Origin of the sequence: Chenggangzhangella methanolivorans (assembly GCF_019797865.1) — a bacterium.
GTDB classification, from domain to species: domain Bacteria; phylum Pseudomonadota; class Alphaproteobacteria; order Rhizobiales; family Methylopilaceae; genus Methylopila; species Methylopila methanolivorans.
Map to the genome: position 1 here is coordinate 3,228,258 of NZ_CP081869.1, position 23,786 is coordinate 3,252,043.

25 protein-coding genes, 1 tRNA gene, 2 pseudogenes and 1 CRISPR repeat array are annotated in these 23,786 nt (G+C 65.9%); of the genes and pseudogenes, 14 read left to right on the forward strand and 14 right to left on the reverse strand.

Features of this window, described 5'->3' with window-relative positions; genetic code table 11:
- The first annotated feature begins 58 nt into the window (after window positions 1-58).
- The gene (locus K6K41_RS16935; protein WP_261401482.1) at window positions 59-676 is read left to right on the forward strand and encodes a hypothetical protein; all 618 of its coding nucleotides are present in this window, start codon (window positions 59-61) and stop codon (window positions 674-676) included.
- Here the strand turns inward: K6K41_RS16935 and K6K41_RS16940 are convergent.
- The 5 genes from K6K41_RS16940 to K6K41_RS16960 form a co-directional block, all read right to left on the reverse strand.
- Complete coding sequence (locus K6K41_RS16940; protein WP_261401483.1) at window positions 673-825, reverse strand: hypothetical protein; 153 nt, start codon at window positions 823-825, stop codon at window positions 673-675. The two genes, K6K41_RS16935 and K6K41_RS16940, sit on opposite strands and share 4 nt — an antisense overlap.
- Before the next feature lie 110 nt (window positions 826-935).
- The gene (locus tag K6K41_RS16945) at window positions 936-1,289 is read right to left on the reverse strand and encodes a type VI secretion protein (RefSeq protein ID WP_261401484.1); all 354 of its coding nucleotides are present in this window, start codon (window positions 1,287-1,289) and stop codon (window positions 936-938) included.
- Between the two features lie 65 nt (window positions 1,290-1,354).
- Window positions 1,355-1,834 (reverse strand): hypothetical protein, encoded by a 480-nt coding sequence (locus K6K41_RS16950; protein ID WP_261401485.1) that lies wholly within the window; start codon window positions 1,832-1,834, stop codon window positions 1,355-1,357.
- Window positions 1,835-1,934: 100 nt separating this feature from the next.
- Complete coding sequence (locus K6K41_RS16955; protein ID WP_261401486.1) at window positions 1,935-2,753, reverse strand: hypothetical protein; 819 nt, start codon at window positions 2,751-2,753, stop codon at window positions 1,935-1,937.
- Complete coding sequence (locus tag K6K41_RS16960) at window positions 2,750-3,349, reverse strand: hypothetical protein (RefSeq protein ID WP_261401487.1); 600 nt, start codon at window positions 3,347-3,349, stop codon at window positions 2,750-2,752. Before K6K41_RS16960 ends, K6K41_RS16955 begins: the two co-directional genes overlap by 4 nt.
- 36 nt (window positions 3,350-3,385) lie before the next feature.
- Between K6K41_RS16960 and K6K41_RS16965 the strand changes: the two genes are divergently transcribed.
- The 4 genes from K6K41_RS16965 to K6K41_RS16980 all read left to right on the forward strand — a co-directional run bounded on the left by K6K41_RS16965 (window position 3,386) and on the right by K6K41_RS16980 (window position 5,567).
- A complete protein-coding gene (locus K6K41_RS16965; RefSeq protein WP_261401488.1) occupies window positions 3,386-3,595 on the forward strand; it encodes a hypothetical protein in 210 nt (69 codons plus the stop codon).
- Window positions 3,596-4,102: 507 nt separating this feature from the next.
- Window positions 4,103-4,639, forward strand: coding sequence for a hypothetical protein (locus K6K41_RS16970; RefSeq protein ID WP_261401489.1), 537 nt, complete (start codon window positions 4,103-4,105; stop codon window positions 4,637-4,639).
- Window positions 4,636-4,848, forward strand: a complete 213-nt coding sequence (locus tag K6K41_RS16975) for a hypothetical protein (RefSeq protein WP_261401490.1) — start codon at window positions 4,636-4,638, stop codon at window positions 4,846-4,848. The genes K6K41_RS16970 and K6K41_RS16975 overlap by 4 nt, the downstream gene beginning before the upstream one ends.
- On the forward strand, window positions 4,845-5,567 hold the full coding sequence (locus K6K41_RS16980; RefSeq protein WP_261401491.1) for a hypothetical protein: 723 nt from the start codon (window positions 4,845-4,847) through the stop codon (window positions 5,565-5,567). The genes K6K41_RS16975 and K6K41_RS16980 overlap by 4 nt, the downstream gene beginning before the upstream one ends.
- A 365-nt stretch (window positions 5,568-5,932) precedes the next feature.
- On the opposite strand, the gene K6K41_RS16985 is transcribed toward K6K41_RS16980, so the two are convergent.
- The 4 genes from K6K41_RS16985 to K6K41_RS17000 all read right to left on the reverse strand — a co-directional run bounded on the left by K6K41_RS16985 (window position 5,933) and on the right by K6K41_RS17000 (window position 7,954).
- Window positions 5,933-6,142: a cold-shock protein gene (locus K6K41_RS16985; protein ID WP_261401492.1), complete on the reverse strand. Its 210-nt coding sequence runs from the start codon at window positions 6,140-6,142 to the stop codon at window positions 5,933-5,935.
- A gap of 381 nt (window positions 6,143-6,523) precedes the next feature.
- Window positions 6,524-7,132: a hypothetical protein gene (locus K6K41_RS16990; RefSeq protein WP_261401493.1), complete on the reverse strand. Its 609-nt coding sequence runs from the start codon at window positions 7,130-7,132 to the stop codon at window positions 6,524-6,526.
- Window positions 7,133-7,160: 28 nt separating this feature from the next.
- A complete protein-coding gene (locus tag K6K41_RS16995) occupies window positions 7,161-7,448 on the reverse strand; it encodes a hypothetical protein (RefSeq protein WP_261401494.1) in 288 nt (95 codons plus the stop codon).
- 430 nt (window positions 7,449-7,878) lie between these two features.
- A tRNA-Glu gene (locus tag K6K41_RS17000) sits at window positions 7,879-7,954 on the reverse strand.
- A 222-nt stretch (window positions 7,955-8,176) separates the two neighbouring features.
- Between K6K41_RS17000 and K6K41_RS17005 the strand changes: the two genes are divergently transcribed.
- The 3 genes from K6K41_RS17005 (at window position 8,177) to K6K41_RS17015 (ending at window position 10,086) form a co-directional block, all read left to right on the forward strand.
- Complete coding sequence (locus K6K41_RS17005) at window positions 8,177-8,554, forward strand: DUF779 domain-containing protein (RefSeq protein WP_261401495.1); 378 nt, start codon at window positions 8,177-8,179, stop codon at window positions 8,552-8,554.
- 112 nt (window positions 8,555-8,666) lie between these two features.
- Window positions 8,667-9,458, forward strand: coding sequence for an SDR family NAD(P)-dependent oxidoreductase (locus tag K6K41_RS17010; RefSeq protein WP_261401496.1), 792 nt, complete (start codon window positions 8,667-8,669; stop codon window positions 9,456-9,458).
- 25 nt (window positions 9,459-9,483) lie between these two features.
- Window positions 9,484-10,086 carry a malonic semialdehyde reductase gene (locus K6K41_RS17015; protein WP_261401497.1) on the forward strand — a complete coding sequence of 201 codons (603 nt, stop codon included), beginning with the start codon at window positions 9,484-9,486 and terminating at the stop codon, window positions 10,084-10,086.
- 257 nt (window positions 10,087-10,343) lie between these two features.
- On the opposite strand, the gene tlpA is transcribed toward K6K41_RS17015, so the two are convergent.
- On the reverse strand, window positions 10,344-10,991 hold the full coding sequence (tlpA, locus tag K6K41_RS17020; protein WP_261401498.1) for a thiol:disulfide interchange protein TlpA: 648 nt from the start codon (window positions 10,989-10,991) through the stop codon (window positions 10,344-10,346).
- Window positions 10,992-11,042: 51 nt separating this feature from the next.
- On the opposite strand from tlpA, the pseudogene argH reads away from it, so the two are divergent.
- The 4 genes and pseudogenes from argH (at window position 11,043) to recR (ending at window position 14,729) form a co-directional block, all read left to right on the forward strand.
- Window positions 11,043-12,445, forward strand: a pseudogene (argH, locus tag K6K41_RS17025) (argininosuccinate lyase).
- Window positions 12,446-12,642: 197 nt separating this feature from the next.
- Window positions 12,643-12,834, forward strand: a complete 192-nt coding sequence (gene lptM, locus K6K41_RS17030) for an LPS translocon maturation chaperone LptM (RefSeq protein ID WP_261401499.1) — start codon at window positions 12,643-12,645, stop codon at window positions 12,832-12,834.
- Window positions 12,835-12,862: 28 nt separating this feature from the next.
- Window positions 12,863-14,125, forward strand: a pseudogene (gene lysA / locus K6K41_RS17035) (diaminopimelate decarboxylase).
- A gap of 4 nt (window positions 14,126-14,129) precedes the next feature.
- Window positions 14,130-14,729, forward strand: a complete 600-nt coding sequence (gene recR / locus K6K41_RS17040; RefSeq protein WP_261401500.1) for a recombination mediator RecR — start codon at window positions 14,130-14,132, stop codon at window positions 14,727-14,729.
- Window positions 14,730-14,871: 142 nt separating this feature from the next.
- Here the strand turns inward: recR and K6K41_RS17045 are convergent, their stop codons facing one another.
- Entirely contained in the window at window positions 14,872-15,567 is a 696-nt protein-coding gene (locus tag K6K41_RS17045; RefSeq protein ID WP_261401501.1) for a tetratricopeptide repeat protein, read from the reverse strand.
- Window positions 15,568-15,759: 192 nt separating this feature from the next.
- Here K6K41_RS17045 and K6K41_RS17050 point away from each other — a divergent pair, with 192 nt between their 5' ends.
- Window positions 15,760-15,993: a hypothetical protein gene (locus tag K6K41_RS17050; RefSeq protein ID WP_261401502.1), complete on the forward strand. Its 234-nt coding sequence runs from the start codon at window positions 15,760-15,762 to the stop codon at window positions 15,991-15,993.
- Window positions 15,994-16,105: 112 nt separating this feature from the next.
- A complete protein-coding gene (gene ggt, locus K6K41_RS17055; RefSeq protein ID WP_261401503.1) occupies window positions 16,106-17,878 on the forward strand; it encodes a gamma-glutamyltransferase in 1,773 nt (590 codons plus the stop codon).
- Window positions 17,879-17,959: 81 nt separating this feature from the next.
- Window positions 17,960-18,854: a CRISPR direct-repeat array (repeat unit 36 nt; unit sequence GTTGCCGCTGGACCGCGATCTCTGAGCGGCTATTCT).
- A gap of 72 nt (window positions 18,855-18,926) precedes the next feature.
- On the opposite strand, the gene cas2 is transcribed toward ggt, so the two are convergent.
- The 3 genes from cas2 to cas9 are packed head-to-tail and all read right to left on the reverse strand — an operon-like array spanning window position 18,927 to window position 23,471.
- A complete protein-coding gene (cas2, locus tag K6K41_RS17060) occupies window positions 18,927-19,283 on the reverse strand; it encodes a CRISPR-associated endonuclease Cas2 (protein ID WP_261401504.1) in 357 nt (118 codons plus the stop codon).
- The gene (cas1, locus tag K6K41_RS17065; protein ID WP_261401505.1) at window positions 19,280-20,230 is read right to left on the reverse strand and encodes a type II CRISPR-associated endonuclease Cas1; all 951 of its coding nucleotides are present in this window, start codon (window positions 20,228-20,230) and stop codon (window positions 19,280-19,282) included. Before cas1 ends, cas2 begins: the two co-directional genes overlap by 4 nt.
- Window positions 20,231-20,234: 4 nt before the next feature.
- Entirely contained in the window at window positions 20,235-23,471 is a 3,237-nt protein-coding gene (gene cas9, locus K6K41_RS17070; RefSeq protein WP_261401506.1) for a type II CRISPR RNA-guided endonuclease Cas9, read from the reverse strand.
- Between the last annotated feature and the right edge of the window lie 315 nt (window positions 23,472-23,786).

Below are 23,786 nucleotides of genomic sequence, written 5' to 3' on the forward strand. Positions count from 1 at the left end.
CGTTCTCTGGTCGGACACGCTGTTCTACGACGTTCGCGACGGCCGGGTGATCGGCTTCATGTCGAAGCAGATCGTCAATGCCGAGAAGCGCTTTGCGGTTGCCGCAAGCGGAAGCCTCGCCGTCTACCAGATGACCTATGAGGCTCTTTCAGACGTCGATCTCGACGAGGCAAGGGATCGCGCGCCCGACCTGATGCGCGCCATCCACGAGGCTCTCAGCCGCCAGGAGGGTCGCGTGGGCGGGCCGCATGCCGGCCTCGTCTTCGGGGGCTATTCGGAGCGTGAAGGGCGCTTCGCCGCCTACGCGGTTCGGACGGCGGACGACAGCCTGTGCCCGGGCTCGAAGGCCTTCGAACCGATCGAAGTCGCGCTGTTCACCGCGCCCGAGATGGTAGCGGACGATAAGCCCGTGGTTTTCGATGCTGCGACCGTAATTGCCGCGATCGCTCAACACGGCGTCCACGGGTTCTGTCGGCAAGTGATGGAGGGCCAGCGAGCCGGCGCGCGCCATGCGCTGGAAAGCGCTCTGCAGGGCCAGCCGCTGATCGGCGGCGCGTGCGAGGTCACGACCATCAGCGAATACGGCGTGACGACCGAGAGGGTGGCGGAGTGGCAGGATACGGTCGGCGATCGGTACGAAGATCTATCGGACGCGCCCTCGCTCGCCTTGGCTTAGAACTTCGCCCCGCAGGCCTCGAGAACCTGCTTTAGCGCATTGTCCACGCCCGCCATCGCAAACTCGCCCGAAACCGTGTTGTCGCTGAAGGGAACGGCGCTGACGTAGAGGTTTTGCGAGCCCTTCAGTTGGCGAACGAAGGGGAGCATTTCAGATTTTGACCATAGGCCAAGCGCCTTATGATCGTTGCTTTGACGAAAATTGAGGGTTTGCGCTTTGTTTATCTACTCTGTAAGTAACCTTGCCGCCCTCATTAAGGTTAGACATAAAGACATCTGCAAAAATAATATGCCATCAGTTCGTGCTCTCGGCACATCAATATAAGGCTCAGCTTCTCCGCTCGGCCAAATTTTGCGATATGAGGCTCTCTGGACTCGACGAGAGCCATTACGTTCTCGGTGTCGTCGATTTTTGATACTTCGCGCTGGATAATCCACGCGCCCGCCGTTACCGGCGCGGACGGCGTCACCCTGTAGATTGCGTCATAGCAAGACAGCCGCTCGGCGTCGGTCGCCTTGACCGCACAGTCTTTCGGATCGTCTGCGGCGTTCGCAGAGCTTGCCGCGAGCCCGGCGACGAGCGCGAGGCAGCCAGACATCAGTCGCATCGGCATCCTAAGCCTATCGGTAGATTGCAAAGCCTTCGATTTTGACGCAGGCGGGCGCGCGGTAGCGTGGCTTAGAGCCGCCAGCGACTTGGACGATATCGCAACGCTCGCTGTACGTCGGCATCACCTGCAAAACGGGTTTTCTTCGACTGGCAAAGGGTCGACTCGCCGCGGTCGCATGACACCGGATCGTCTCCCACCGCCTTCACGAAGGCGCCGCCGACCTTATTGCCTAAGACGTCGCGCGCTTCGGGATCATAAGAGCGAATGGACGAGATCGCGCCTTTGCGCTCGTCGAGGAAAATCTGAAGCATCTCGCGGTTGCCAGACGTGACGCGGACGCAAAACCCGTCGCACTCATTCCCGAGTTGCACCTTCAGCGGCGCAAGCCGGTTGGTCAGATCCTCGAGCGAAACCCGCCCCCGGAGCGAGACGACCTGGCCCGGTCTGGGGCCCCGCACCTCAGTTCCGCTGAAGGTGAAGCCTGGCGCCGATTGTCCGAATGCCGGGACGGCGACGACTAGGGCGAGGGCGGCGAGGACGAGGCGCATCCCGCCACGGTAGCGGACCCCTCACGGGGCGCAACCTTCCGCGCCTCGTCGGTCTGAAGATCCTAGACTTAAGTGCGCAGGAGGCTGGATGAGCATCATTCTAGGTGATCTTCTTTGTATAGTTGTAGGCCTCGGGTTCATCGGACCATGGGCCGTTCTTACGGCTTACACGACAAAACCGCACTTCAACCTTGTCGTCGAAGACTGTTCGATACCGAACCACGCCGTAGTGCCAAAAGTGGACTTCACCAGCCCGAAAGCGGTCGTGCATCTCCATGGTCGTAAACTCGGTCGTAATATTTCCGGCCATTTCCATCTTTTCTGGTTTGATGGGAATGGAAGCTGCCGTGAAACGCCTGAAATCGGATTCGCTGGGGGGATCGGTAGAAAACCGAGACCCCAAGCAAGCCTGATAAACAAGGGCGACTGTCCGGCCGGCATTGAACATGTCGAAAATGACTTGCTGGCCGCTGTAGCGCACGTTGGCGAGGTACAGCAGCGGAGCTTCTTGCCGGATCATGGTCTTGGCGGTCTCTTGGGCAGCGCTCGCCGCTCGAGTGGCGGCCCAGGCCGCCCAGAGCGTTCCGACGACCGACAAGCCGCCCACCAATACCGAGACCACCACCCAGAAGATCGCCCACCAAGCCAATTCGGCCGATCGTCGGGCGGCGTTGGCGGCGGTCCATTGCGCGCAAATGTCTGGGCCGTTGGCGGCCTCGTCGCTCTCGCACCGCTCGTCATTGCGATAGGGGCTTGGCAGATGCCCTATCGCACTCGCAAGCGGGTCGCGATCGGCCTCGCGCTGCTCTTGGCGGGCCTCCTGAGCTACTGCGCGGCCGGATACTTGACCCTCACCCAATGAGGCAAGCGTCGCCATAAGGCCAAGCGTGACAGTGAGGCGGGCGCTCCTGCGGATCATGCGGGCGTTGAAATAAACCGCAGGAACGCGTCGCCGATTGAGCTCGTGCGCTTGTCGAGCATCGAGCCCCCGGTCGCCATGGCGCCCATAGCGCTCCCATTCGTGAGTCCGTCGCTGTCGAGATCCCGGAGCACGCGCGCCACCACGTCCTCGGTTGGCCCGTTCAGAGCCTCAATGAGGACGGTCACTGACGAGCCGATATAAACCTTCTTTGCTGCGGCGGACATTCGTTCGTGAGCGCCGGGGTTTGCTAGGATACGAAGGACTTCTAGGTGTAATGGCGAATATCTCTCGATGTAGGCCATGAAGGACGCTCGCACGACCTCGTCCATCGTGACGCCAATCGCCGTATTGATGGCCGCGTTTGCCAGAGCTTCGCGCTTCGCTTCATGGTGCGTGCGCATTGCTGCCGCGGTGGCGTCGGCAACAACGCTCACGAACTCCTCGTTTCCGGCGAGGTCTGCCTCAGTCAGCACGCCCTTCTCAAGCAGACCTGCAATCCGACCTCCGAGGTCGGTGAACCACGCGTCCCGGCGAGCTTGGAGCGGCGAGCCTATGAAGTGTTCAATGACCTTGCTGGCGATCGTGCCGGTCATTGGAACGACGAGGTCAAGGGCCTGAAGGGTGAGCTTATGGCCCTCATGGAAGGCGTCGCCGGCGTCACCCTTGCCCGGATAGGGAGGGAGTGGGTCGCGAGGTTTATTCACGGGAACCGTCCGCTGTTAGGCTGGCTCGAACTGCCCTTCGGAGATGCCGCGAAAAACCCTCTCGCCGCCGAACTCGACGTCGATCCTATTCATCGACGTTCCGTCATCGACATGCGCGGCGACCCGGCCGGTTAGGTCGTGAAGCTCGGGATGTCCGCCCCAGAGGGTCGTGCCGACGACAAGGCGCACTTCGTCACCGACCTGAAAGCGATACTGACGATTCTGCACCGGGACGCCCTCGCGCTGTGGTGGTGCAGCCTATCCGAGCGCCACGCGCGCGCAAGCGTCCGGCCCTTGCCGGGGTCGGTGCTTGTCGTCGATGCGCGAATAGGGCAACTTGGATCGCGGAGCCTGGAAACTCCCGAGACGGTCCCTTGCCGGGGATAGCGTCTCAGCCGCGATAGGCGGCGCCGCGACCTTGCCGGGTCATGAGCACCGCTGAAGTCTTGCCGCGCCCCATAGCTGTGGGCGTGACCGGCTCACTATGCCGGGAGTGCCACGGCTATACAATAGCCTTCGGGTGAAGGCTGTGGCGCACGTTCTCGCGGACGTGTTTCCAGACTCCCGGTGCCAGCCTGTCGCTGGCGCAAGGCCCGGGAAGCCCTGGAAAGCGGAACGGGTCTCAATCCGCGAGACTGATCAATGCAAACCATCTCCTATATCCCGCCGGGAGCGCCCGCGACGGCGCTCGCTTGCGCAATCCTGTCCGCCCAGGCGGATCGGATGGACCGGCTGGTCCTGATCGCCGAGCGCGAACTCAAGCGCGCCGATGGCGCCCGAGCCCGCCTCAATCACATCATCCATGTCCTGATCGAACGGCTCGACACGATCGAAGCCGCGACCGTCGATCTCGAGGACGACGACACCGAACTTGAGGACGAGGGCGACGAACTCGACTTCGAGGAGGGCGACGGCGATCCAGACGACGAGCCGACGCTCGGGAGCGTGAACGCCTACAACGGCGCGGTCGGTTCGGGCACCTACTGGAACGGTGTTCCTATGTCCGCCAAAGCCGACGAGTGCGAGGCCACCGCGCCCGAGCGCGCCGGCGCCGGCTTCGTCGCGTGCTCAGGAGACGACGAGGAAGAGGGCGGCGACACCGAAGGCGCGATCGTCGATCAGGACGGCGGCGACAGTCAGGAATGGCGCTTCCGCGTCACGCGGAGGATCCGTCCATGAGCGCGCCGATCAAGGGATACACCGGCGACGTCGTGACCTTCTCTGATATGGTCGACGAGCTTTCAGCTCTCGCGGCAGTCGTCGATCTGGTCGGCGCGCCAACACATAGCGAGGTGAAGGAAGGTCGCGCCTTCGTTGCCGCAACCGTCAGCGATCTCCTTCGCCAACTGAGCGAGCGGCTGCACGGACTTAATGGAGGTGCGTCATGAACCGGCGCGGCTTCCTGACGGCGACCGCGGCGACGCCGCTGCTAGTCGTCCCCTTCGCCGGTGCAGCCGCCGGTGCGTCCGTGGAATTGGTGACGCTGGCCGATACCGCGTTTGCGGCTGATAAGGTCCACATTCTTGCTCTTAACGAGCGGGATCAGGCCAAGGTCAGAATGATCGCACTTATTGGCGATCCGCCGCCGTTAGCTCGCTGGCACGGCGCCGTTGACCGGCGTCTCGACATCGGCGGACAACCCGACATGTTCGACTACGCGGGCTTTCGCTTTGAGCTTTTCGACCGCTCTAGCGATGGGGTCGAGCGAAGGCGATGGGTCATCGACGCCGCTCGAACTCAGCATCTTCGCACTCATGAGCGGTTGATCCGCGGCGATACCTCGAGCGCCGAATATCTCAGCACGCGGGTTTCGGCAGCCATCGCTTACGAGGTGAAAAAGGTGGAGGCGCTCAAGCGATCGGGGCTTGAGGCGGCTGAACACGAAGTGTCGCGAACCGAGTACATCGCCCAAAGAGCGGCGCGCGCTGTCATCGATTTCCGGATCGAAACGCTGTCCGAGCTGACGCTAAAGGTGCGCGCCTGGGAAGCGCTCAAGCGCGCCGATCATTACGGCGGCAACCTGAACAGCGCGACGATCGTCGTCATGGCCGATGCGCTCCGCATTTGCGGAACGTCCTCAGATCGCTCTGTGCTGAGCATTCACTGACACGACAACCGGCCCGACCCTGCGAAAGTGGGGTCGGCCACCTTCAGGAACGACCGCGCTCCAGAGCTGTTGGACAAGAAGCAGAATGCTCGAGAGGAGTGACCTCAATGTCCGACGTAGGAAATCCCGGCGGCCCGGAAGTGCCGCCTCCGGGTGGGCCGATCTCTCCGACCCCATCGCCTGACAATGTCCCGGAGCCGGGGCCGGACATCGTTCCGAACCCGACGCCCCCGTCTCCGGAGCCAACGCCACCTGAGCAGCCGCAGATCGATCCGCCGCAGAGGTGAGGGCGACCGTCACTTGAAAATGAATGAGGCCCGACCCTGCACCCGCGGGGGCCGGGCCTTAACTTAAGGTCGTGAGGCTCACTCAGCCTTCAGGTTGTCAGCCGTGCTCTTACCCGAACGGCGGTCCTGGACGACGTCGTAGCTGACCTTCTGTCCCTCGAGGAGGGTGTGCAGGCCCGAGCGCTCGACGGCCGAGATATGGACAAACACGTCCGGACCGCCCTGGTCCTGAACGATGAAGCCATAACCCTTCTGGGTGTTGAAGAATTTCACAGTGCCGGTGGCCATCGCCGCGTTCCTTGACGTTGAGGCGCTGAGCCGCCTCGGATCGGATGCTGTCTAATCCCGCGGGCCAAAAATCGGAAGCAGGTTTGCGCTCGATTCGCGGGGCAGGGGCGGCCTTACGACTCGGCATAACCACTCGTTCGCCGCCCGCTAGCGGAATGAGCAGGACACGTAAGTCGTCACATGCTGTCCAAAGCCGCAGCATCCAATCTCGACAATGTGGAGGGGACGATAGGCGGAGCCGAAGCCCCGCCTATCTAAAAGCCCAACAAGCTGAATAGCTTATTGGCAAAACTGGCTTTTCGGGCAAAAGCTCACCTAGCCGCCAGCCGGCCCGGCCCTGCGGAAGTTGGGTCGGCATTACCTGCACTAAGCGCAACCCATTCAAGGACTTGCTTCCACTAAGTTATAAAATACCGCTGTCCCAATGTTGGATCTCTTCACCTGAAATGTTGTGTCGATCTGCAGCCGCCATACGCCAGTGCCGCCACCCGTTCCGGAGAGCACTTTTCCACCGTTAAAATACATCGTTGCATGATACTGGCACCCGGGGGTGTCATCGTTTTCGTCAGTGGGCACAGGAATCGGAAACTCATATTTCCAAACTAGATCTTCGCTATCACCATTAATCCTATCTGAGATTTCAACCCTTTGCTCGTACGTCATTTCTTTCCCGTTAGCTCTTTCCCATTCTAAAACAATTTCCTCAATCACATTCTGACGCTTCTCTGCTTCTTTCTCCTCAGCAGGTCCGTCTGTACAATATTCAAATATATTCCATGCACGCTTATCGGATATACTGATATCCTCGATTAAATAGCCAATCGTAACAAACTTGCCATTATATTTTTCAAGTATATCGATTGCTTTACGGTTCTTAGTGCTATAATTATACCTTATAAACTCAGCTATTTTTGGAACATAACTTTGCTTCGAAAGAGAAAGAGATGGAGATGAAACTCGCGGAGGAGTCTTGGCAATATGCTTCCTCATTTCGGCATTGAAGTCGCGTATTCTAGCATCAATGCGATCTGTTTGATTCCTGAATGATATTCGAGGTTAAAATACTTTGCTTTATGGTCTGAGATTGAAGTTGAATTTCTTTTTTATTTTCTCGAGAAATTTCAGCGATTAATCCAGTATTTGTCGAAATCTCGTTAACGTCTGCCTGCACAGATTTATTTACAGCTAACAGTTCCGCAACTCCCTGCTTAACGCCAATCAACTCCACCTGGATTTCTTTTACTTGCGGCAAGAGCCGTGCAACTATCCCGTTTTCTTCATCGCCAGTCAACTTTTGCAAAAACAAAAAAAAGAAGTAGAGCGACGCAGCAGCAGCTGAAGCATTGCAGTTTTACATAGCCAGAGCCCCCGCTCCGATACCTCAAGATCGTAGAAAAAACAGCTAAAATCAAAAAAAACATCGCTGAATATAGACAGATTCCGCCTATTACGCTTGCTATATCAACGGAAAGACTAAATGCGGCAGAAAGCGGTGTGATTGTTATTAAGTCTTTACTCTTAAATCTGAGATAATAGGGAACTGCTCTAAGCATGGACTCTGGATCCTCGCCGCGCCTCTTCAGCCCATCATGCGGATTAAATTTCCGCGCTAGCCGCCCCGGCCAAGCTGCGTAATTTTGATGCGATAGTTTCTGGCGCGCAACTATGTCCATACGCGCGTATTGGACATCCGTTGGACACGGATCTCTTCAAACTAGCTAAGTGCCTGAAATCCCTGGCGCTCCCAAGGGGACTCGAACCCCTGTTTTCGCCGTGAGAGGGCGACGTCCTAGACCGCTAGACGATGGGAGCCGCTCGCGGGAAGGCGCTCTATAAACGGGTCGATCCGGCGCATCAAGCCGTCGTCGCGGGAAAATGCGCGCAGACAGCGCTCCGGACCGTCACGTCATGAGCGCGCCCGGTCGGAGCGGCATGCCGGGGCGTCTCCAGAAAGACGACGCGTCGCCTTGGCCCTTCGGACCCTTCGCAGCGCTCCGCCTGCGCGCTATCTTCGGGACGAGAGGAGTCCTCGTCATGACCAGCAACGTTCCGCTCCGCGTCGAAGCCACGACCAAGGCGCTCGACCTGATCAAAGAGCTTCAGGACCAGCACGGCGACGTGCTGTTCCACCAGTCCGGCGGCTGCTGCGACGGCTCCTCGCCGATGTGCTACGCGGTCGGCGACTACATGATCTCCGACGACGACGTGAAGCTCGGCGAGGTCGGAGGGGCGAAGTTCTACATGAGCCCCTCGCAGTTCGAATACTGGAAGCACACCCACCTCACCCTCGACGTGGTGCCGGGCCGGGGCGGCATGTTCAGCCTCGAGAACGGCCGCGAGGAGCGCTTCCACATCCGCTCGCGGATCTTCTCCGACGCCGAGGTGCGCGCGCTCGAGGAAGCCGCGGCCTGAGCGGCGCGCGCCGGCGCAAGCATCGTCAGGCGCGCCCGCCGGCTTCACATTCGCGCGCGGGCGCCAATCTAGCGGTTCACAATCCCTGCTGGACCGCCGGAGTCTCCGCGCCATGAAGATCGACCTCTCGGACAAGACCGCCCTCGTCACGGGCTCCACGCTCGGCATCGGGCTCGCGATCGCCAAGGGATTGGCGACCACCGGCGCGACCGTGGTGGTGAACGGGCGCAAGCAGGACGCCGTCGACAAGGCGATCGCGGCGATCAAGGCGGAAGTGCCGGACGCCAAGGTCGAGGGGATCGCGGCCGATCTCGGCACGGCCGACGGCGTCTCGGCCATGGTCGCGGCGCTGCCGGCCGTCGACGTGCTCGTCAACAATGTCGGCATCTTCAATCCGCAACCCTTCTTCGAGGTGCCGGACGAGGAGTGGACGCGCTTCTTCGAGATCAACGTGATGTCGGGCGTGCGGCTCTCGCGCGCCTACGCCCAGGGCATGAAGGAGCGCGGCTGGGGCCGCGTGGTGTTCATCTCGTCGGAAAGCGCGATCAACACGCCGGTCGAGATGGTGCATTACGGCTTCACCAAGACCGCCCAGCTCGCGGTCTCGCGCGGCCTCGCCAAGACGCTCGCCGGCACGGGCGTGACGGTGAACTCGGTGCTGCCCGGCCCGACGCTCTCGGAAGGCGTCGCCGAGATGCTGAAGGACGAGACGGAGAAGACGGGCAAGAGCCTCGCCGAGGTCGGCGCGGACTTCGTGAAGGCGCATCGCCCATCCTCGATCATCCAGCGCGCGGCGGAAGTGGAGGAGGTCGCCAACATGGTGGTGTATGTCTGCTCCAAGCAGGCATCGGCGACGACCGGCGCGGCGCTTCGCGTCGACGGCGGCGTCGCGGACACGATCTGAGCCTTCGCCCGAGTAGGAGTTTCCAATGACCGTCCAGAACCATCCTCCGCTCGACGACGCGGCCCTCGACGCGCTGTTCCGCACCGCGCGCACCCACAACTCGTTCAAGGACGAGCCGGTCTCCGAGGTGACGCTGCGGGCGCTTTTCGAGCTCGTGAAGATGGGCCCGACGAGCGCCAACGGCCTGCCGGGCCGCTTCGTGTTCGTGACCTCGAAAGAGGGCAAGGCCAAGCTCGAGCCGGCGCTCTCGGCCACAAACCGCGAGAAGACCCTGAAGGCGCCCGTCACCGTCATCGTGGCGCACGACCCGGAGTGGCACGAGAACCTGCCGCGCTTCTTCCCGCACGCCGACGCCAAGAGCTGGTTCGCCGGAAACGACGCGCTGATCGCCGAGACCGCGTTCCGCAACGGCACGCTGATGGGCGGCTACCTCATCCTCGCGGCGCGCGCGCTCGGCCTCGACACCGGCGCGATGTCGGGCTTCGACAAGGCCAAGGTCGACGCGGCGTTCTTCCCGGACGGAAAGCTGAAGTCGAACTTCCTGATCAATCTCGGCTATGGCGACGGCCAGAAGATGTTCGACCGCCTGCCGCGGCCGGACTTCGACGAGTTCTGCAAGATCGTGTGAGGGGCCTCGAAGGCGCTTGAACCACCGCCGTGTCCCGGGCCTGACCCGGGACCCAGAACCGATGCGGGCTCCGGGAAAGACGGCACGGGTTCGGCGTTCACCCGGGCGCCGTTATCGGTTCTGGGTCCCGGATCAAGTCCGGGACAAGGCGCCGGCGTTTCCGGAGCCTCACCGAAAGCAACGAGCTCTACGGCGGGCATGGATAGTCCGGTCAAGCGTTCCGACCGGACCATGACGGACTGAGGTTCCTCAGACCGTCACTTCCCCAGCGCCGCCTTGATCAGCGACTTGGCGTCCTCGCTCGCCCATTCGGCGGGGCCCGGCAGGTAGCCGATCTCGCAGCCGGCGCGGTCGATGAGCAGGGTCGTCGGCAGCCCCGTGCCGCGTCCGACGCTCTTCAGCGTCGAGAGCACCTTGCCCGAGGGGTCGTGGAAGAACGGCAGCTTGGTTGCGCCGATCTCGGTCAGGAACTTCTTGGGCTTCTCGTCGCCGCCGAAATCGAGCGACACGGGGACGACCTCGAAGCCGTCGCCGCCTTCCTCGGCCTCGAGCCTGTCGAGCGCCGGCATCTCCTTGCGGCAGGGCGCGCACCAGGTGGCCCAGAGGTTCAGCAGCACGACCTTGCCGCGGAACCTGTCGAGGCCGACGTCCGCGCCGCTCGCGTCCTTGAAGGAGAGCGCGGGGAGGGGGCGGGGCGAGGACGGCGTCGCGACGCCCGCGACCTCGCCCTTGGCCGCGGCCTTGATGGAGGCCAGCGTCTCGGAGGTCGCGTGGCAGGCGGCCTCAGCCTTGTCGCGGCCGCCGATCCCGTATAGGGCGAGCGCGCCGACGCCCAGAAGCCCGAGCGCCCCGAGCATCAGGGGCTTTGCGAAGGAGCGGCGCGGCGTTTCGCCGGTTTCCGGCATGTCTGACCTCGATAGTGCCGGCGCGCGAGGCGCGGGCGAAGGACCAATCCGATGAGCAACGCGATGTGGGGCGGGCGGTTCGCCGAAGGGCCGGACGCGGTGCTGGAGGCGATCAACGCCTCGATCGATTTCGACCGCCGCTTCTACGCCCAGGACATCGCCGGGTCCAAGGCCCACGTCGGCATGCTGGCCGCCGCCGGCATCGTCTCCTGGGACGACGCGGCCGCGATCGAGAAGGGTCTGGACGAGGTTCTGGCCGAAATCGAGTCCGGGAGCTTCACGTTCTCGAAGGCGCTCGAGGACATCCATATGAACGTCGAGAGCCGCCTCGCCGACAAGATCGGCGCGCCGGCCGGGCGCCTCCACACCGCGCGTTCGCGCAACGACCAGGTGGCGACCGACTTCAAGCTGTTCGTGCGCGACGCGCTCGACGGGCTCGACGGCCAGCTGCTCGGGCTGCAGCAGGCGCTGGTCGACAAGGCGCTGAAACACGCCGGCGACGTGATGCCGGGCTTCACCCATCTGCAGAGCGCGCAGCCCGTCACCTTCGGCCATCACCTCATGGCCTATGTGGAGATGATCGGGCGCGACCGCGGCCGCGTCGCCGACGCCCGCAAGCGCATGAACGAGTGCCCGCTGGGCTCGGCCGCGCTCGCCGGAACCTCGTTCCCGATCGACCGCGAGATGACGGCGCGCGCGCTCGGCTTCGACCGGCCGACGGCGAATTCGCTCGACGCCGTCTCCGATCGCGACTTCGTGCTGGAGACGCTGTCGCTCGCCGCGATCTGCGCCGGGCACCTGTCGCGCTTCGCCGAGGAGCTGGTGCTGTGGTCGACGCCGCAGTTCGGCTTCATCCGCCTGTCGGACCGGTTCTCGACCGGCTCCTCGATCATGCCGCAGAAGCGCAATCCGGACGCCGCCGAACTCGTGCGCGGCAAGACCGGGCGCGTGGTCGGCGCGCTGGTCGGCATGCTCACCGTCATGAAGGGCCTGCCGCTCGCCTATTCGAAGGACATGCAGGAGGACAAGGAAGGGCTGTTCGACGCGCTCGACACGCTCTCGCTGTCGATCGCCGCGACCGCCGGCATGGTCGAGGACATGGAGCCGAACCTGTCCGCCATGCGCCGGGCCGCAGGCGCGGGCTTCTCCACCGCCACCGACCTCGCCGACTGGCTGGTGCGGGTCGTCGGCATGCCGTTCCGGAGGCCCATCACGTCACGGGCCGTCTGGTCGCTAAGGCGTCCGAGGCCAAGGTCCCGCTCGAGCGGCTTTCGCTCGAAGCCATGCAGGAGGTCGAGCCGCGCATCGTCGAGGAGGTGTTCGCGGTGCTCGGCGTCCGAAACTCGGTCCGCAGCCGCGTGAGCTATGGCGGCACGGCCCCGAAGAACGTGCGCGCGCAAGCCCAGCGTTGGAAGCGGCGGCTCGCCAAGGAGGCGGCGAAGCTCGAGGGCTGATGGATCGGAACTGCGTGCTTCGAGACGCTTGGCTTACGCCAGGCTCCTCAGCATGAGGACTGCTTCAGTCAAGCCAGACCTTCCTTATCGAAGCACGCGCTCCCTTTCCTCAAGCGCATTTGCCCTCGACGGCCGCCGTCCCCCGGTTTATCCGGGGCAGGACGACCGTCGCTTCTCCCGATCCGAGGATCCGCCACGTGCTGACCCGCGCCGCCGCCCTCGCCCTGATCGTCGCGACCGCGACGGCGCTCGCCGCCTGCGGCAAGAAGGGCGATCCCGAATATCCGTCCGGCACGCAGATGGAGAAGCGCACCCAGCCCGACGGCTCGACCGTCGAGAAACCGAAGCGCCCCGACCGTCCGTTCGTGCTCGACGGCCTGCTGAACTGACCGGCCGGACCGGAGCGGCCGACACGCCATGCATCATTTCGATTATGTGGACGGCGCGCTCCATGCGGAGGGCGTCCCTCTCTCCCGCATCGCCGACGAGGTCGGCACCCCGGTCTATGTCTATTCGCGCGCGACGCTGACGCGGCACGTCCGCGTCTTCGACGAGGCCTTCGCGGGCGTCGACCACCTGATCTGCTACGCCGCGAAGGCGCTCTCGAACCAGGCGGTGCTGAGCCTGCTGGCCAAGCTCGGCTGCGGCATGGACGTGGTCTCGGGCGGGGAGCTCTCCCGGGCGCTCGCCGCGGGATGTCCGGCCGACCGCGTCACCTTCTCGGGCGTCGGCAAGACCGCGGCCGAGCTCGCCCAGGCGCTGGACGCCGGGATCCTCTGCTTCAACGTCGAGAGCGAGCCGGAGCTGCGCCTGCTGTCGCAGATCGCCGCGCAGAGGGCCAAGACCGCCCACATCGCGCTGCGCGTGAACCCCGACGTCGACGCCAAGAGCCACGCCAAGATTTCGACGGGCTCGTCGGAGACCAAGTTCGGCGTGCCGATCGCCCGCGCGCGCGCCGTCTACGCCGAAGCCGCGCGCCTGCCGGGGATCGAGGTCTCGGGCGTCGACATGCACATCGGCAGCCAGATCACCGACCTCGCGCCCTTCGATCAGGCGATCGAGCGCCTGGTGGCGTTCGTCGGCGAGCTTCGCCAGGACGGCCACCGGATCGACCATGTCGACGTCGGCGGCGGGCTCGGCATCCCCTATCGCGACTCGAACGCCGCGCCGCCGCTCCCCGTCGACTACGCCGAGATGGTGAAGCGGCGCACGAAAGACATCGACGCCCGTTTGATCTTCGAGCCGGGCCGCCTCATCGTCGGCAACGCCGGCGTGCTGCTTTCCCGCGTCATCTACGTCAAGGACGGCGCCGACAAGACCTTCGCGATCGTCGACGCCGGCATGAACGACTTGATCCGCCCGACGCTCTACGACGCCCATCACGAGATCTGGCCGGTTTCGGAGCCGCCGACGACGCCGAGCGCGTGCGCGCCGACGTCGTGGGCCCGGTCTGCGAGACCGGCGACTATCTGGCGCTCTCTCGCGACATGGCGCTGCCGCAGGCCGGAGACCTCATCGCGGTGATGTCGGCCGGCGCCTGGGGCGACGCAGGCCTCGACCTACAATTCGCGCCCGCTCGTGCCCGAGGTCCTGGTCGACGGCGACCGCTACGCCGTGGTGCGGCCGCGCCCGAGCGTCGAGGAGCTCATCGCCCTCGACCGCGTCCCGGACTGGCTCTGAGCCGATGGCGGCGGCCGGCCCCGAGATCGAACGGCTGATCCAGCTTCTAGCGAAGCTGCCGGGCCTCGGGCCCCGCTCGGCGCGGCGCGCGGCGCTCCACCTGCTGACCCGCCGGGGCCAGCTGCTGGAGCCGCTCTCGGAGGCCATGCGCATCGCCTGCGAGCGCGTCGAGGTCTGCTCGACCTGCGCGAACGTCGACACCCAGAACCCCTGTTCCATCTGCCGCGACGGCCGGCGCGACCCCTCGACCATCGTGGTGGTGGAGGACGTCTCCGATCTCTGGGCGCTCGAGCGCTCGGCCGCGATCTCGGCGCGCTACCATGTGCTCGGCGGCACGCTGTCGGCGCTCGACGGACGGGGGCCGGAAGACCTCAATCTAGGCACGCTCGCCGAGCGGGCCCGGGCGCCGGAGGTCAAGGAAGTCATCCTTGCGGTCAACGCCACCGTCGAGGGCCAGACCACGGCGCACTACGTCACGGATCTTCTGACCGACGCCGAGGTGAAGGTCACGCGCCTCGCCCATGGCGTGCCGGTCGGCGGCGAGCTCGATTATCTCGACGACGGCACGCTCGCGGCCGCGATCCGCAGCCGCACGACGTTCTGAACGGGGCTGACGCGACGCTGCGTGCTTCGAGACGCCGGCCGGTTGGCCGGCTCCTCAGCATGAGTACCGTTGGAGAGCCAAGACCGTCCTCATGCTGAGGAGCCTGCGAAGCAGGCGTCTCGAAGCACGCAGTCCCGGTCGATCAGCCGTTCCGCTTCGGCGCCAGCGCCGCGCCGGCCTTGAGGCGCTGAACCATCGCGAGGTTCGCCCGCACCTTTTCGTCGGCCTTGGGGCTGAGCGCCGCCTGGGCGAGCGTCGCCTCGGCCTTCGTCAGGTCCTTCGACAGCGCGTAGGACAGGCCGAGATTGGACAGGACCGAGGGCTCGCCCGGGGCGATCTTGAGCGCGCTGTCGTAATGCGCGCGGGCCTCGTCGGAGCGGCCGAGCTGGTCGAGGATCGCGCCCTGCGCGTTGAGGATGCGCCAGTCCGGCGCGTCGGGCGTATGGGCCTTGCCGAGCACGGCGAGCGCGTCGTCGAACCGCCCGGCGTCCGCGAGCGCGCGGCCATAGGCGGCCAGGATCTGCTTCTGGTTCGGGTTCCTGAGGCTTGCGGCCTCGAGCACGGCGAGCGCCTGGGCGCGCTGGCCGAGCGCGCGCAGGGTCACGCCATAGGCATAGGCGGTGGCCGCGTCGTTCGGGTTTTTCTCGTAGGCCGGGCCGTATCGCGCCGCGAGCTCGCGCCAGCGCGCCTCGGAGCCTGCGCCCGTCGCGACTTCGCGGCTCGCCGAGGTCGGCTGGATCGAGCCGGTGACGTCCTTGTCGGTCATGCAGCCGGCGAGCGTCGCGCCGAGCACGACGACCGCCGCGAGACGGACCGCGACGGACCGGACCTCGGACATGGCGAAAACCCCTGTTTCGGCCCCGATGGCAGGGCCGCTCGCCGACGGTGATAAAGCGTTAACCCTAACGGCCGGTTAATGACGCGACGGGCATGTTAAAACGCTGCGACGACAACGTTTTGCGCCGCTCTCGCGCCGGCCTTTGCGCCGCTGCGAGACGGCCCTGACCCTATGGAGCGCCGGCTGACGCCGTTGGCTCGTCTGAGGGGCGGCCGGCCATTATCTCTTGTGCGGACAGGCCTCGCCGACCCTGTCGCCCGCCGCGCCTTCGACAACTTCGCCGAGTTCGAGGCGCTCTACGGCGCGACCGCCGACGTGATCGCCGAGCGCGACGAGCCGCGCGCCATGAGCTCGCGACAGGTGCCGGCGGCCATCCGCGACAGGATCGCGCTCGCGGCGGGCGAGGCGCTGGCGCAGGCCGCGTAAGGCGAGCGCAACCGGCGCGTCTGGAAAACGCGCCGGGCCGCCGAGACTTGATCCGGCCCGGCGCCGCCCGATCATCGCTGTCTCGCCCCGCCGCCCGAGGATGGAGCCAGCCATGCGCCGCGCCGCCGCAGCCCTTGCGAGCCTGTTCGCAAGCATCCTTGCAAGCTTCGCGCTTCTCGCCGCGCCCGCCGCCGCCCAGTTCGCGCCGCAGGCCTCCGACGCGCTCGCGCCCGAGATCGCGAGCGGCCTTCAGCCCAAGCCGCTCGTCTCCGCCAGGAACTGGATGGCCGCCGCCGCGAACCCGCACGCGACCGCCGCCGCCGCCGACATGCTGCGCCGGGGCGGCAGCGCCGTCGACGCCGCGATCGCGGCCCAACTGGTGCTCGGGCTCGTGGAGCCGCAGTCCTCCGGCCTTGGCGGCGGCGCGTTCCTTGTCCACTGGGACGCGGGCGAGGGCAGGCTGACGACGCTCGACGGCCGCGAGACCGCGCCCGCGGCCGCGACGCCCACGCTGTTCCAGACCGAGGCCGGCGAGCCGCTCGCCTTCATGGACGCCGTGGTGGGCGGGCGCTCGGTCGGGGCGCCCGGCACGCCGCGGCTGCTCGAGGCCGCGCATCGCCGCTTCGGCAAGCTCGCCTGGGCGGACCTGTTCGCGCCGGCCATCCGGCTCGCCCAACAGGGTTTTGACGTCTCGCCGCGGCTTGCCGCCCAGATCGCCGCGGACGCGCAGCGGCTCGCCCGCGATCCGGCGGCCGCCGCCTATTTCCTGCCCGGCGGCGAGCCGCTGCAACAAGGCCGGCGGCTCGTGAACCCGGCCTACGCCGAGACGCTGAAGGCGCTGCGCGACGGCGGCGCGAACGCCTTCTACGAGGGACCGATCGCCGCCGACATCGTCTCGGCGGTGCGCAACGCCAAGAACCCGGGCGTGCTCGCGGCCGACGACCTCGCCCGCTACGCCGTGGTCGAGCGCGAAGCGGTCTGCGGCGCCTATCGCGCCTATCAGGTCTGCGGCATCGGCCCGCCCTCCTCGGGCGGCATCGCGGTCGCGCAGATCCTCGGCATGCTGGAGGGGACCGACCTCACGGCGCTCGGCCCCGACAGCGCGAAGGCCTGGCGGCTCATCGGCGACGCCTCGCGCCTCGCCTTCGCGGACCGCGAGCGCTACGTCGCCGATCCGGCCTTCGTGCCGCAGCCGACCAAGGGCCTTCTGGCGCGCGACTATCTCGCCGAGCGCGCGACGTTGCTCGCCGGCGAGCGCGCGCTCGCCGAGGCGCCGGCCGGCAGCCCGAAATGGTCGCACGCCTTGCGCTTCGCGCCCGATCCCGCGATCGAGCTTCCGGGCACCAGCCATCTGTCGATCGTCGACGGCGCCGGCGACGTGGTCTCGATGACGACCACGATCGAGGCCGGCTTCGGCTCGCGGCTGATGGCGCGCGGCTTCCTGCTCAACAACGAGCTCACCGACTTCTCCTTCCGCTCGCATCGCGAGGGCGTTCCGGTGGCCAACCGCGTCGAGCCGGGCAAGCGGCCGCGCTCCTCCATGGCCCCCACCATCGTGCTGAAGGACGGCCGCCCGGTTCTCAGCCTCGGCTCGCCCGGCGGCAGCCAGATCATCGGCTATGTGGCCAAGACGCTCATCGCCCATCTCGACTGGGGCATGGACGTCGGCCGCGCGGCGGCGCTGCCCAACATGCTGAACCGCAACGGCCCGTTCGAGCTGGAGACGGGCCCGGCCGCCGACAAGCTGGCCGGGCCGCTGGGGGCGCTCGGCTTCGAGACCAGGATCTCCGACATGACCTCGGGCGTGCAAGCGATCGCGATCTCGCCCGATGGCCTGACCGGCGGCGTCGACCCCCGCCGCGAGGGTCTTGCGGTCGGCGAGTGACGGCGCCCCGCGCGGCGGCGCCGTTGAGCGCGCGCTCTGAGCGGCTGTTCTGATTGGTCGTCGGGCCTCACCGCGCTTCTCGTTGCCGCTGGACCGCGATCTCTGAGCGGCTATTCTTCGAGGAGCCGCCCAGCGCGTCGCCGGCAGAGTTGCCGCTGGACCGCGATCTCTGAGCGGCTATTCTCGTGTAATAACCATTATCACGTAGCACCCAGTTGCCGCTGGACCGCGATCTCTGAGCGGCTATTCTTTCCTACCAGTTGTGCCGCCCGTTGTGACAGTTGCCGCTGGACCGCGATCTCTGAGCGGCTATTCTCATCGAACGGAAGGCCTCGGAGACCCGGCCGTTGCCGCTGGACCGCGATCTCTGAGCGGCTATTCTAACGCCAAGCTGATATGTGGGATCGCCGTTGTTGCCGCTGGACCGCGATCTCTGAGCGGCTATTCTAGGGTGGCCTCAAGGCAGTTGGCCTGATCGGTTGCCGCTGGACCGCGATCTCTGAGCGGCTATTCTGCCTTCGGCTTGGGGCCGCTCGTCGGCCTCGTTGCCGCTGGACCGCGATCTCTGAGCGGCTATTCTCCCGCGCGTGGGCTCCACGCGTCACGATCAGTTGCCGCTGGACCGCGATCTCTGAGCGGCTATTCTCTCGCGCCTTCGCCGCGGAGGGCCGCCGCGTTGCCGCTGGACCGCGATCTCTGAGCGGCTATTCTGCCCGTCCCTATCGCTAATGAATTCGCTGAGTTGCCGCTGGACCGCGATCTCTGAGCGGCTATTCTTCCGCGGCTGGCACGCCGAGCGCGGCTGGAAGTTGCCGCTGGACCGCGATCTCTGAGCGGCTATTCTGGTGGATCGCAGCGCCCCGGATCTGGCCGTGTTGCCGCTGGACCGCGATCTCTGAGCGGCTATTCTAAGCGAATGGCGGAGGACATCGCTCGCGTCGTTGCCGCTGGACCGCGATCTCTGAGCGGCTATTCTGGAGCGGCTGCCAACCCGTTGCAAAACAACGGGAAAGCAGCCGCATCCAGGCCGGCGAAACCAGCCTGACCCCTAGAACAAAGCGAGTTGGTCCGGGTTCTTGCGCGGGCGGCGACGGCGCTGGCCGGAGAAACGGACGATGTTTTCATATTGCCGGTCCGTGAAGGTGAGGACGTGCACGTCGCCGCGGTCGGGCAAAGCGCGCTCGATCCGCCGCATATAGGCTTCGAACTGCTCCTTGCCGTTGCAGAAGCGCGCATAGACCGAAAACTGACTCTTCTCGAAGCCCTCGTCGAGCAGGAACTGCCGGAATTTCGTGGCGGCGCGCGACTGCGCCTTGGTCGTCACCGGCAGGTCGAACATCACGAAGATCCACATGAGCCGGTAGCCGCTGAGCTGGGCGGCGGAGAACGCCTCCGCGACGGTCATCCCATGTCGTCCGCAATGGCCGCGACCGGCGCCGGCGCGCCAAGCGCGGCGAGCTCGAGCGCCGACGGCGGGCGCGGCAGGCGGAGTTCGCTCGCCCGGCCGGTCTCGAAGCTGCGGGCGAGCGACTGCGCGGCCCGGATGGCGGCGGTGGACACGGTGGTGACGCCGGCCTCGCCGGGCAGGTCGAGGGCGATCAGCGTCGCGAAGGCGCGCTTGGCCTCGGGCGTGACGGTGTCGACGCCGCGCTCCAGCAGGCGGACGGCCACGAGATCGACCAGCGGCCGAAAGGGCTCCATCAGGTCGTCGGCGAGCGCGAAGGCGCTGCCGCGATTGGCGTGGTGGACGCCGATCGACGGGTGCAGCCCGCTCGCCACGAGCGAGCGCGAGACGAGCGCCCGCATCACCGTGTAGCCGTAGTTGAGCAGGGCGTTGGGTCCCTCGAGCGCGCGGTCGCGGCGGAAGTCGGCGCCCATCAGCGCCGGCCAGTAGCGGCGCGCGGCCTGCGCCTCGATGTTTTCGGGGTCGCCCGAGCGCACGCGCCGCGACATCATCTCGAGCGCCAGAACCCGGCGGCCGAGCGCGTCGAGCGCGGCGTCCTGCCAGCGGATCTTGGCGATGACGATCTCGCGCCAGATCTGCTTGGCGAGCGGCTTTCCGGCCTCCCATTGCGCGCGCATGCGGGCGTTCTGGCCATGATGGCCGTCGATCGGCAGGCACACGGCGACCGGGGCGTGGTTCGCGCCGCACAGCACCACCGGCGCGCCGCGTTCGGCGAGGCTCGCCACGAGGCTCGTGGTCCAGGTCACGCCATGGGCGTGGACGATGACGGCCGCGACGTCGTCGAGCGGCACGCGGCCGACCTCGGCGCGGTCTTCGCTCACGATCAGGAAGCCGCGATGGGCGGAGAGATGGCGGCCGTCGGTGGCGATGTCGACGACGCGCTCCATCGGCTCAGGCTTTCGGCTTGGTGCGCCGCACGGCCGTGCGGGCCGGGAAGCCGGGGTCGCTGACGCGGCCGAGGGGATCGACGCGGATTTGTCGCGCGCGCCACGCCTTCAGCGTGTTGGGAGAGGGATAAACGTATTTGAAGGGGTCCGACTTGTCGGCGTCCCGCGCTTTGAGAGCGCCGGCCTCATTGGGGGCTGCGAGCGCGAACTGCTTTTCGGAGAACTTGACGATCCGCATCAGCTCGACGGCGCCTTCGCGCTCGATCGCCAGAACATCGTCCCTGTGCAGGCTCAGCACCTTCTTGGCCGTCGGATTCGCGGCGCGGATCGCCGAGCTCCAGGCGGCGCTGTGGGCGTCGAACATCGAGACGACCTCCGACACCCACTTGCCGTCCTTCAGCTCCCAGACGTCGTAGCGATAGTTCGAATCGCCCTTGTAGCCCTTGTAGGCGCGCCCGTTCCTGTCGCGGATCGGGATCACCTTAAGCGGCTCGACCATCCGCACGCGGCGGATGTTGGGGTAGCTGCGCGGGCCGAGCTCCTTGTCGCCGAACGCGCGCAACGCCTGCTCGAAGGCCGCGCCCTCCTTGCCGGCCGTCCAGTCCTTCAGCGCCTGCTTCAGGTGCTCGTCGCGAATATCTTCGAGGTCGGCCGGTTTCTTGAACGAGGAGAGCGGCGCGCGGTGGACCACGATGTCGTTCCCACGGGCGTCCTTTTGCCCCGTGAGCCCATAGGCCGTGTCGTTGTGCAGGCGGCCGGCGGTCTTGTCCGCGCCTTTCGCGAGGCTCGCCTTGGAGACCGTGCCGTGGTCGGGCCGGTGGCTCACCACGATGGCGTTGACGGCGCGGCGCAGATCCTCGCGAAACCCCTCCCACGGTTCGGGGAACACGATTTTCTCGCGCCCGTCCGCGCCCTCCTGGCCGGAGGCGCGCGCGGCCGCCTGCAGCATGCCGCGGTCCACGATCCCGATCACCGCGGCGTCGATGGCGTGGTGGCGGTGGTCCTTGCGGTTCTTGGGCTGGTCGGCCCCGAGATTGTGGTCGTGCAGGAGGTCGTTCAGCCCGAGCTTGCGACGCACCATCTCGGTCAGGCGCCCGGGCGAGACCCAGACTCTCGAACTGCCCTCGCCGCGATGGGGATAGAGCGCGGAGAGATACTCGCGCGCGAGCCGCGACAGGTGCTGGGTGTCGGTGAGCTGCCGGGCGATGAAGCTCTTGCCGAATTCCGGATCGTCGCTGTCGAATTTCTGCATCGCGTCCGGCTCGAAGCGCCAGCGCTTGTTCCTCGGCATCTTGGCGGCGCGCGCGCCGATCGCCTCCCATTCGGCGTCGGCGCCGAACTGGCGCGCGAAATCGGCCTGCGCCTCGAAGGGCGAGCGGTTGCGCTTCAGCCTGTTGGCCTCGCGCAGGCAGACGGTCTTGTTGGCGTTGGAGTCGTCGAGCGTCTTGGTGAAGGGCAGGATGTGGTCGACGTCGACCGTGCCGTTGAACAGCATCTCGGCGCTGATCTGACGGCCGGAATAAGGGCAGCGGCGGTCGAGCACGTTCTCGAGGTTGAGCTCCTCCCACAGCTTCAGCAGCGCGCGGTTGCCGCCGGTGTCGGGCTGGCGAAGTTCAATCAGCTTCTTGGAGCGCTTCTCGGCCGCGATGCGGTTCTCGTTGTTCTCGCGGTTGCGCTTCTTCTTCTCGTCCTCGTCAAGCTTGAGCTCGCGCGCGAGTTCGATCGCAATCTCCTCCGGCGGGCCGAAGCGGCCGATCAGGTCGTTCACGACCTTGCGGAGCTGGTTCAGGCCGATATGGACGGTCGGGTTGGTCAGCCGGCCGATGCGCAGCGCGTCGTCGATCTCGTTCGGGTCGGCGGTGCCGGGGAGAATGTGGCGCTCGAGCGCGACGCCGTAATAGGGCAGGGCCGGGCGGCCTGTTTTGGCGTCTTCGAAGATCTCGCCGGTGCGGAAATCGGAATGGTGGGTGAAGCCCGCGGTCTCCACCGCTTCGCTGTAGACGATCACCTCCGCCTTCAGCGCCTCGATCAGTCTTGTCGTCGCCGTTGAACCGAACCGCCCGAAGCCTTCCGGGACAGGCGCGCCGCAGACCGCGCGGGCGGCTTCGTCGTCGAGCTTGTAGGTCTCGCGCAGCCAAGTCCGGAAATTCTGCTCGTCCTCATCGGTTTCGAGGTCCTGCAGCGTCTCCACGACCTCCCACTGCTCCTCGGGCGTCAGGTGCAGCCAGAGCTTTCCGAACCGCTTCTTGTCCGAGAACGCCGCCGCGATCTCGTCGCCGATCAGCTCCTTGCGGTTCTCGCTCTCCTTGTTGAAGCGCGCGTCGGGGTCGAGCTTCAGCGCCTTTCGAAGGCTCTCGAAAGAGACGCGGCGCTTGTCGTGCAGCTTGAGCAGCAGCGTGTCGCGCTGCTCGCGGGTCAGCCGCTCGGCCTTCTCGCCCGGCCGCACGATCTGGAGAGCGTTCACCTCTTCCAGCAGCCGGCGGCGCTGGAAGAGCGGATGGGCCTTGGGCAGCCGCTCCTCGTCCGAAACCAGCGTGCACCGCCCGATCTTCGGCGCCTTCAGCGGGCGCTGGTGGAAGACGATCTCGTAGAGGCAGTCATGCGCCTCCTCGGTCAATACGTCCGGATGATACGGAGACTGCCGCTCCCAGATGGTCTGGAACTCGTCCTCGAGGATCGCGCGCGAGGGATAGAAGTCATAGGCGTCGGCCGAGCCGGCCTTCAGGCGCGTGCGCACCCAGGGGATCTCGTTGTCGTTGGGCGCAGAGACTCGGCGGCCGTACAGGAAGGCCCCGAGCGTCTCCGCGCCCGCCTCGTCCATGGCTTCCCGCAGCGCTTCGACGCCGAGCGCGATCTTTCCGGCGTCCTCGTCCTTGCCGCGCTCGGCCTTTCGGTTCGACTTGAAGCCGCGGCGCTGGTTGAGGTGGAACAGCGCCCGGCCGATCTCGGCGAGCGTCAGTTCTTCGGACAGCGCCCGGGCGCGAAGCTCGTAAGGGTCGAGGCCTTCGAGCGCCTTGCGCCCGGCCTCTTCGGCGGGAAACAGGCCGAGCCGCGTCAGGTGCTTCAGCAGCGCGGCCTGCCGCTGCTTTAACCGGTCGCGCCGCCGCCGCATGGCGCGAGCGCCGCGCCGGTCGACGGCGAGCGAGGCGCCTGACTTCGGGTCGCGGCCATCGGAGAAGATGCGCGAGCCCATGGCGACGATGCGCTCCGGCGCGCCGTCGCCTTGAGCGCGAAGACGCACCAGCCGAGGCTGTTGGTTCCGAGATCGAACGCGAAACGCACGAAAATCTCCCCGCTTTGCCCGTCGATCCAGTCGCGCCGCCATTTCCCGAGCCGTAGCGTCCGCGAAATGTCGGCAAGGACCGAGCATCTATGCAATCAAAAATTGTAACTCGGCGGCGCCGTCGTCGCTGCGCTCTTCTGCCGGAGCCTGTGAAATCAGGTTGTTTCTTCGATGCTAGATCAGGGCTGGCCGACTTTGCAACCGAGGGTTCCGGTCGCGGCCCGGTGAGGTCGTCCGCCGCTTGACGCGGCCGGACGCCAGGTTATTCTACCC

Coding starts and splice junctions, on each gene's coding strand:
- K6K41_RS16960 (WP_261401487.1), bottom strand. CDS start 3,349: ATGACCGGCACGATCGCCAGCAAGGTCATTGAACACTTCATAGGCTCG.
- K6K41_RS17045 (WP_261401501.1), bottom strand. CDS start 15,567: ATGTCCGAGGTCCGGTCCGTCGCGGTCCGTCTCGCGGCGGTCGTCGTG.
- K6K41_RS16985 (WP_261401492.1), bottom strand. CDS start 6,142: ATGGCCACCGGCACTGTGAAATTCTTCAACACCCAGAAGGGTTATGGC.
- K6K41_RS17005 (WP_261401495.1), top strand. CDS start 8,177: ATGACCAGCAACGTTCCGCTCCGCGTCGAAGCCACGACCAAGGCGCTC.
- K6K41_RS16980 (WP_261401491.1), top strand. CDS start 4,845: ATGAACCGGCGCGGCTTCCTGACGGCGACCGCGGCGACGCCGCTGCTA.
- K6K41_RS16990 (WP_261401493.1), bottom strand. CDS start 7,132: ATGAGGAAGCATATTGCCAAGACTCCTCCGCGAGTTTCATCTCCATCT.
- K6K41_RS17015 (WP_261401497.1), top strand. CDS start 9,484: ATGACCGTCCAGAACCATCCTCCGCTCGACGACGCGGCCCTCGACGCG.
- K6K41_RS16945 (WP_261401484.1), bottom strand. CDS start 1,289: ATGCCGATGCGACTGATGTCTGGCTGCCTCGCGCTCGTCGCCGGGCTC.
- K6K41_RS16965 (WP_261401488.1), top strand. CDS start 3,386: ATGGCCCTCATGGAAGGCGTCGCCGGCGTCACCCTTGCCCGGATAGGG.
- K6K41_RS16975 (WP_261401490.1), top strand. CDS start 4,636: ATGAGCGCGCCGATCAAGGGATACACCGGCGACGTCGTGACCTTCTCT.
- ggt (WP_261401503.1), top strand. CDS start 16,106: ATGCGCCGCGCCGCCGCAGCCCTTGCGAGCCTGTTCGCAAGCATCCTT.
- K6K41_RS17010 (WP_261401496.1), top strand. CDS start 8,667: ATGAAGATCGACCTCTCGGACAAGACCGCCCTCGTCACGGGCTCCACG.
- K6K41_RS16940 (WP_261401483.1), bottom strand. CDS start 825: ATGCTCCCCTTCGTTCGCCAACTGAAGGGCTCGCAAAACCTCTACGTC.
- K6K41_RS16955 (WP_261401486.1), bottom strand. CDS start 2,753: ATGATCCGCAGGAGCGCCCGCCTCACTGTCACGCTTGGCCTTATGGCG.
- cas2 (WP_261401504.1), bottom strand. CDS start 19,283: ATGACCGTCGCGGAGGCGTTCTCCGCCGCCCAGCTCAGCGGCTACCGG.
- K6K41_RS16970 (WP_261401489.1), top strand. CDS start 4,103: ATGCAAACCATCTCCTATATCCCGCCGGGAGCGCCCGCGACGGCGCTC.
- K6K41_RS16950 (WP_261401485.1), bottom strand. CDS start 1,834: ATGCGCCTCGTCCTCGCCGCCCTCGCCCTAGTCGTCGCCGTCCCGGCA.
- tlpA (WP_261401498.1), bottom strand. CDS start 10,991: ATGCCGGAAACCGGCGAAACGCCGCGCCGCTCCTTCGCAAAGCCCCTG.
- cas1 (WP_261401505.1), bottom strand. CDS start 20,230: ATGGAGCGCGTCGTCGACATCGCCACCGACGGCCGCCATCTCTCCGCC.
- recR (WP_261401500.1), top strand. CDS start 14,130: ATGGCGGCGGCCGGCCCCGAGATCGAACGGCTGATCCAGCTTCTAGCG.
- K6K41_RS16935 (WP_261401482.1), top strand. CDS start 59: ATGTCGAAGCAGATCGTCAATGCCGAGAAGCGCTTTGCGGTTGCCGCA.